This window comes from Streptococcus sp., from assembly GCF_019414905.1.
In the GTDB taxonomy this organism is placed as follows: domain Bacteria; phylum Bacillota; class Bacilli; order Lactobacillales; family Streptococcaceae; genus Streptococcus.
The window spans coordinates 1-6,178 of record NZ_DXLC01000267.1 but is presented as its reverse complement, the minus strand read 5'-3'; the positions used below and the strand labels follow the sequence as shown (position 1 = coordinate 6,178).

At 39.5% G+C, this 6,178-nt stretch carries 5 protein-coding genes; 4 read left to right on the top strand and 1 reads right to left on the bottom strand.

All coding sequences use genetic code 11. The features are described 5' to 3' along the window. Together carB and QZ359_RS08110 are read left to right on the top strand one after the other, a co-directional pair. A partial coding sequence (carB, locus tag QZ359_RS08115; protein ID WP_293965377.1) for a carbamoyl-phosphate synthase large subunit occupies positions 1-2,308 on the top strand: 2,308 nt, incomplete at its 5' end. A gap of 301 nt (positions 2,309-2,609) precedes the next feature. Further along, entirely contained in the window at positions 2,610-3,527 is a 918-nt protein-coding gene (locus tag QZ359_RS08110) for a bifunctional riboflavin kinase/FAD synthetase (protein ID WP_000587438.1), read from the top strand. A gap of 87 nt (positions 3,528-3,614) precedes the next feature. Here QZ359_RS08110 and QZ359_RS08105 read toward each other — a convergent pair whose 3' ends face one another. Continuing rightward, the gene (locus QZ359_RS08105) at positions 3,615-4,463 is read right to left on the bottom strand and encodes a YitT family protein (protein WP_000592063.1); all 849 of its coding nucleotides are present in this window, start codon (positions 4,461-4,463) and stop codon (positions 3,615-3,617) included. Positions 4,464-4,604: 141 nt separating this feature from the next. Between QZ359_RS08105 and QZ359_RS08100 the strand changes: the two genes are divergently transcribed. Both QZ359_RS08100 and QZ359_RS08095 read left to right on the top strand, forming a co-directional pair. Next, positions 4,605-5,444, top strand: a complete 840-nt coding sequence (locus QZ359_RS08100; protein WP_261029303.1) for a DegV family protein — start codon at positions 4,605-4,607, stop codon at positions 5,442-5,444. A gap of 107 nt (positions 5,445-5,551) precedes the next feature. Continuing rightward, on the top strand, positions 5,552-5,827 hold the full coding sequence (locus QZ359_RS08095) for an HU family DNA-binding protein (protein WP_001284633.1): 276 nt from the start codon (positions 5,552-5,554) through the stop codon (positions 5,825-5,827). Positions 5,828-6,178: the final 351 nt, after the last annotated feature.

The following is a 6,178-nucleotide window of genomic DNA, read 5'->3' as shown; positions in this document are numbered from 1 at the left end:
CAGCTTCAAGTACTATGTCATCGAAGTAAACCCTCGTGTATCGCGTTCGTCAGCCCTTGCTTCTAAGGCGACAGGTTACCCAATTGCCAAATTGGCTGCTAAGATTGCCGTCGGTTTGACCTTGGATGAGGTTATTAATCCAGTCACAGGTTCAACCTATGCCATGTTTGAGCCAGCCCTCGACTACGTTGTTGCGAAAATTCCACGTTTCCCATTTGACAAGTTTGAAAAAGGTGAGCGCCGTCTTGGAACACAGATGAAGGCGACAGGAGAAGTCATGGCAATCGGTCGAAACATCGAAGAATCTCTCCTTAAGGCCTGTCGCTCCCTTGAAATTGGGGTGCACCACAATGAAATGCCTGAACTTGCCAGTGTTTCAGATGATGACTTGATTGAAAAAGTAGTCAAAGCCCAAGATGACCGTCTCTTCTACGTATCAGAAGCAATTCGTCGTGGCTACACACCAGAAGAAATTGCAGAGCTTACAAAAATCGATATCTTTTATCTTGATAAACTCTTGCATATCTTTGAAATTGAGCAAGAATTAGGTGCCCATCCACAAGATTTAGAAGTTTTGAAGACTGCCAAACTTAATGGATTCTCAGATCGTAAGATTGCTGAACTCTGGGAAACGACTGCAGACCAAGTTCGTCAGTTTCGTTTGGAAAACAAGATTGTTCCAGTTTATAAGATGGTAGATACTTGTGCGGCAGAGTTTGACTCTGAAACACCATATTTCTATTCAACCTATGGATGGGAAAATGAGTCTATCAAGTCTGATAAGGAATCTGTCCTAGTCCTAGGTTCAGGTCCAATCCGTATCGGGCAAGGGGTTGAGTTTGACTATGCAACCGTTCACTCTGTTAAGGCTATCCAGGCAGCTGGTTATGAAGCTATCATCATGAACTCAAACCCAGAGACCGTTTCAACAGACTTCTCTGTATCAGACAAGCTTTACTTTGAGCCATTGACATTCGAAGATGTTATGAACGTCATTGACTTGGAGCAACCAAAAGGGGTTATCGTTCAGTTTGGTGGTCAAACAGCTATCAACCTTGCGGAGCCATTGGCAAAAGCAGGTGTGACCATCCTTGGTACGCAAGTAGCTGACTTGGACCGTGCCGAAGACCGTGATCTCTTCGAGCAAGCTCTAAAAGACCTGGGTATTCCACAGCCACCAGGACAAACGGCTACCAATGAAGAAGAAGCAGTGCTTGCAGCTCGCAAGATTGGCTTCCCAGTCTTAGTTCGCCCATCTTATGTTTTAGGTGGACGTGCTATGGAAATCGTAGAAAATGAAGAAGATCTTCGTTCTTACATGCGTACAGCGGTTAAGGCTAGTCCTGACCATCCAGTCCTTGTAGACTCTTATATCGTTGGACAAGAGTGCGAAGTTGATGCCATTTCAGATGGTAAAAATGTACTCATCCCTGGTATCATGGAGCATATCGAACGTGCTGGTGTCCACTCAGGTGACTCAATGGCCGTTTACCCACCACAAACCTTGTCGCAAAAGGTACAAGAAACAATCGCAGACTATACTAAACGCCTAGCAATCGGTCTTAACTGCCTTGGAATGATGAACATCCAGTTTGTTATCAAGGATGAAAAAGTCTATGTTATTGAGGTCAATCCACGTGCCAGCCGTACGGTTCCATTTCTTTCTAAAGTGACCAATATCCCTATGGCTCAAGTAGCAACCAAGCTCATTCTTGGTCAAAAACTTGAAGAACTTGGCTACCAAGATGGACTTTACCCTGAAAGCACCCGCGTTCATATCAAGGCACCTGTCTTCTCCTTTACCAAACTAGCTAAGGTAGACAGCTTACTTGGTCCTGAAATGAAGTCAACAGGGGAAGTTATGGGTTCTGATACGACTTTGGAAAAAGCTCTATATAAGGCCTTTGAAGCTTCTTACTTACACTTGCCAACCTTTGGTAACGTTGTATTTACCATCGCTGATGATGCCAAAGAAGAAGCCTTGGACTTGGCTCATCGTTTCCAAAATATTGGCTATGGAATCCTCGCGACAGAAGGGACAGCAGCCTTCTTTGCCAGTCATGGATTGCAAGCCCAACCTGTTGGTAAGATTGGTGATGACGATAAGGATATTCCAAGTTTTGTACGCAAAGGAAGAATTCAAGCTATCATTAACACAGTAGGAACCAAACGAACTGCAGACGAAGATGGTGAGCAAATTCGCCGTTCAGCCATTGAACACGGGGTGCCCCTCTTTACAGCCTTAGATACAGCTAACGCCATGCTCAAAGTACTGGAAAGCCGTAGTTTTGTCACAGAAGCAATCTAGTTTAGAAAAGTTTTTCACAGTTTAAAAGCCAGCGTCAGAAAACGCTGGCTTTTGCGATATTAGTGCAGGCTATTCAACTATCAGTTCTTCACTCAAGGATGATGATGAATTGTGATACGATAAGAATAAATTGGGAATGGCTTATGATGTTAATCGTTCACCTTTTTTGTAATTCTAGTATATCAGAGTCAATATATATTTGCATGCTACTCCTTTTGCAAAAATGGCTATTTCAGGTGAAAAAAACGACATTTCAGATTTTCTGTTCCAGAAATAGCTATCGCTATGATATAATTATTTTATGATTATTACTATTCCTATAAAAAACCAAAAAGATATTGGTACACCATCTGATTCAGTCGTTGTTCTCGGCTATTTTGATGGTATACACAAGGGGCATCAAGAATTATTTCGTGTTGCCAATAAGGCTGCGAGAAAGGATTTATTGCCTATCGTCGTTATGACCTTTAATGAATCTCCAAAGATCGCTTTAGAGCCTTATCATCCTGATCTGTTTTTACATATTTTGAACCCTGCTGAACGTGAGAGGAAATTAAAGCGTGAAGGCGTAGAAGAATTATATCTCCTTGATTTTAGTAGTCAATTCGCTAGTCTCACGGCAGAAGAATTTTTTGCAACTTATATCAAGGCTATGAATGCCAAAATTATTGTTGCAGGTTTTGATTATACATTTGGTTCTGACCAAAAAACGGCAGAAGACTTAAAGGATTACTTTGATGGAGAAGTCATTATCGTTCCACCTGTAGAAGATGAGAAAGGAAAGATTAGTTCAACTCGTATCCGTCAAGCTATTTTAGATGGAAATGTAAAAGAAGCAGGAGAACTTTTGGGGGCACCGCTTCCATCAAGAGGTATGGTGGTTCATGGCAATGCTCGTGGTCGTACGATTGGTTATCCAACAGCTAATTTGGTGCTTTTAGATCGTACTTATATGCCAGCAGATGGCGTTTATGTCGTTGATGTTGAGATTCAAAGACAGAAGTATCGTGCTATGGCTAGTGTCGGGAAAAATGTGACCTTTGATGGAGAAGAAGCACGTTTTGAAGTCAATATTTTTGATTTTAATCAAGATATTTATGGGGAAACCGTCATGGTTTATTGGCTTGATCGCATTCGAGATATGAGCAAATTTGACTCAGTTGACCAATTAGTGGATCAGTTAAGGGCTGATGAAGAAGTAGCTCGGAATTGGTCTTAAGAGTTTGGGTAATTAAAAAAGAGGCTGTTTGTAACCCAAAAGATAGATGAATAAGTCTAACTTTTGAGGTCACTACACTACCTCTTTTTATTCTTTTTCAAAGGTGAATCCTTCTCCAAGGATTTCATGGGCTTCTGTAATGGTTATAAAGGCTTGAGGATCGATTCGATGAATCATTTCCTTCATTTTCACAATCTCATTTCTACCGACAATACAGTAAATGATTTTCAAATTTTCTTTACTATAGTAGCCTTGACCAGAAATAAAAGTAACGCCTCTTCCTAGGTCATCATTAATTGCTTTAGCAAGTTGGTCGGGACGTTTTGTGATAATCATAAAACCTTTACCAGCATAGCCACCTTCGCCAATCAAATCAATGACACGAGAAACGATAAAATCAAATAAGAGCGTGTAGGAAACCAATCTCAAGTCCTTGAAGATTAGGAGAATGAGCATGAGAATACAAAAATCTAAGATAAAGAGCAGTTTCCCCATGGATATATGAGTGTATTTATTGAGAATACGAGCTAGAATATCAGTTCCGCCCGTTGTACCTCCAGCATTAAAGATAATTCCAAGACCAATTCCCAATAGAATTCCCGCTATAAGTGCAGTAATCAGTAAATCACCTTGAAGATCAATATGAAGGGGAATACGCTCAAAAAAAGCCAACCAAGCTGACAAAGCTAAGGTTCCAAGCAAACTAGAATAGAGAGATTTTGCTCCAAATATTTTCCAAGCTAGGATGAAAAGGGGAATATTAATCAGCAGGTTCATGAGGGAAACAGGGATTTTAAAAAGATAAAAGGTGATGAGGGTAATACCTGTCGCCCCTCCTTCAAAGAGATGATGGGGAACTACAAAATAAGTCAGGCCAAAAGCATAAATAGCAGCACCTAGTAAAATGGTTAAAATGGGGTAAATTTTTTTAATCATAGGACACCTCTTTTCTTATAAGTTGATTATATCAAATTTTTACGGAAAATTTGATTGACTCCATTAGGATTTTTAATCTTTTTTTGATATAATTAAAAGTAAGAAAACCAATCTGAATCCTAAAATAGAAAGATTGATACTATGACAAAAATTAAGATTGTAACCGATTCATCTGTTACTATTGAACCAGAACTAGTAAAACAATTAGATATTACAATTGTTCCATTATCTGTAATGATTGATAATGTTGTTTATTCTGATGCGGATTTGAAAGAAGAAGGTAAATTTCTTCAGTTGATGCAAGAAAGTAAGAATCTTCCTAAAACAAGTCAACCACCTGTAGGTGTCTTCGCTGAAGTTTTTGAGGACCTATGCAAAGATGGTAGCCAGATTCTTGCTATTCATATGTCCCATGCTCTTTCGGGGACTGTAGAAGCAGCACGCCAAGGTGCCAGCCTATCTACTGCCGACGTGACAGTTATCGATAGTTCCTTTACTGACCAAGCCTTGAAATTCCAAGTTGTTGAGGCTGCGAAATTAGCACAAGAAGGCAAAGATATGGCGGAAATTTTATCTCACGTTGAAGAGGTAAAAAAACATACGGAGCTCTATATTGGTGTTTCTACTCTAGAAAATCTAGTAAAAGGTGGACGAATTGGCCGTGTAACTGGATTGTTGAGCTCACTTCTCAATATCCGTGTTGTCATGCAAATGAAAGACCATGAATTGCAGCCAATTGTTAAAGGTCGTGGAGCTAAAACCTTTAAAAAATGGTTAGATGAGTTGACAACATCTCTCTCTGAACGTTCTGTAGCAGAGATTGGAATTTCATATTCTGGTAATGCTGACTGGGCAAAAGAGATGAAAGAAAGTTTACAAGCCTATGTTGAAAAACCAATTTCTGTTTTAGAAACCGGTTCTATTATTCAGACTCATACAGGTGAGAATGCGTGGGCTATTTTGGTACGTTACCATTCCTAAAAAAATAAAGAAAATGCGAATAAACAGCTTTTTTAACTTGACCTATAAGGGATTTTAGGATATGATTATATTTGTTAATTAGAAATTAATTTGGAGGAATCATTAACATGGCAAACAAACAAGATTTGATCGCTAAAGTAGCAGAAGCTACAGAATTGACTAAGAAAGATTCAGCAGCAGCAGTTGATGCTGTATTTGCAGCAGTAGCTGACTACCTTGCAGCTGGTGAAAAAGTTCAATTGATCGGTTTTGGTAACTTTGAAGTTCGTGAGCGTGCTGCACGTAAAGGTCGCAACCCACAAACTGGTAAAGAAATCACAATTGCAGCTTCTAAAGTTCCAGCATTCAAAGCTGGTAAAGCTCTTAAAGACGCTGTTAAATAATTAGTCTTTAAAAAGCCTGTCATATCAAGCATTTGAGCTTGTGTGACAGGCTTTTTTGTTTGTTTTGGGGCATTTTTGGGGCAAAACACTATTTTTCCCTTTGTTACTTGTTTTAGGATGATATCAATCTGCGTTTTCATTGTTTTATAAGAGAGATGAGTCTTTATTGTTTATCCGTAGGATGATCGACTATTTTAAATAATACTGTATTTCTAGCTTATACTCTTTTAAAATCTCTTCAAACCACGTCAGCTTCACCTTGGATTATATATGTGACTGACTTCGTTAGTCTTATCTACAATCTCAAAGCAGTGCTTTGAGCAACCTGTGGCTAGCTTCCTAGTGTTCTCT